Raw genomic sequence first — 1414 nt, forward strand, 5'->3', positions numbered from 1 at the left:
CTGAGACCTGATGCCGAGCCGATTGTGGTGAAGTGGATGATCCTATGCTGTCGAGAAAAGCCTCTAGCGAGTTTCATGGCGGCCCGTACCCTAAACCGACTCAGGTGGTCAGGTAGAGAATACCGAGGCGTTCGGGTGAACTATGGTTAAGGAACTCGGCAAAATGCCCCCGTAACTTCGGGAGAAGGGGGGCCATTCCTGGTGATCGGATTTTCTCCGTGAGCTGGGGGTGGCCGCAGAGACCAGCGAGAAGCGACTGTTTACTAAAAACACAGGTCCGTGCGAAGCCGTAAGGCGATGTATACGGACTGACGCCTGCCCGGTGCTGGAACGTTAAGGGGACCGGTTAGCTGCTCTTCGGGGTGGCGAAGCTGAGAACTTAAGCGCCAGTAAACGGCGGTGGTAACTATAACCATCCTAAGGTAGCGAAATTCCTTGTCGGGTAAGTTCCGACCTGCACGAATGGCGTAACGACTTCTCGACTGTCTCAACCATAGGCCCGGTGAAATTGCACTACGAGTAAAGATGCTCGTTTCGCGCAGCAGGACGGAAAGACCCCGGGACCTTTACTATAGTTTGATATTGGTGTTCGGTTCGGCTTGTGTAGGATAGGTGGGAGACTTTGAAGCGGCCACGCCAGTGGTTGTGGAGTCGTCGTTGAAATACCACTCTGGTCGTGCTGGATGTCTAACCTGGGTCCGTGATCCGGATCAGGGACAGTGTCTGATGGGTAGTTTAACTGGGGCGGTTGCCTCCTAAAGAGTAACGGAGGCGCCCAAAGGTTCCCTCAGCCTGGTTGGCAATCAGGTGTTGAGTGTAAGTGCACAAGGGAGCTTGACTGTGAGACCGACGGGTCGAGCAGGGACGAAAGTCGGGACTAGTGATCCGGCAGTGGCTTGTGGAAGCGCTGTCGCTCAACGGATAAAAGGTACCCCGGGGATAACAGGCTGATCTTCCCCAAGAGTCCATATCGACGGGATGGTTTGGCACCTCGATGTCGGCTCGTCGCATCCTGGGGCTGGAGTCGGTCCCAAGGGTTGGGCTGTTCGCCCATTAAAGCGGTACGCGAGCTGGGTTTAGAACGTCGTGAGACAGTTCGGTCCCTATCCGCTGTGCGCGTAGGAATATTGAGAAGGGCTGTCCCTAGTACGAGAGGACCGGGACGGACGAACCTCTGGTGTGCCAGTTGTTCTGCCAAGGGCATGGCTGGTTGGCTACGTTCGGAAAGGATAACCGCTGAAAGCATCTAAGCGGGAAGCCTGCTTCGAGATGAGTATTCCCACCCTCTTGAGGGGTTAAGGCTCCCAGTAGACGACTGGGTTGATAGGCCAGATGTGGAAGCCCGGTAACGGGTGGAGCTGACTGGTACTAATAGGCCGAGGGCTTGTCCTCAGTTGCTCGCGTCCACTGTGTT

At 55.7% G+C, this 1414-nt stretch carries 1 rRNA gene; it reads left to right on the plus strand.

The features are described 5' to 3' along the window. Window positions 1-1392 (plus strand): 23S ribosomal RNA (locus ACZ4FH_RS36920); the annotation flags it as partial. Window positions 1393-1414 lie beyond the last annotated feature (22 nt).

The sequence above is a fragment of the Streptomyces sp. NPDC024555 genome, assembly GCF_055559335.1.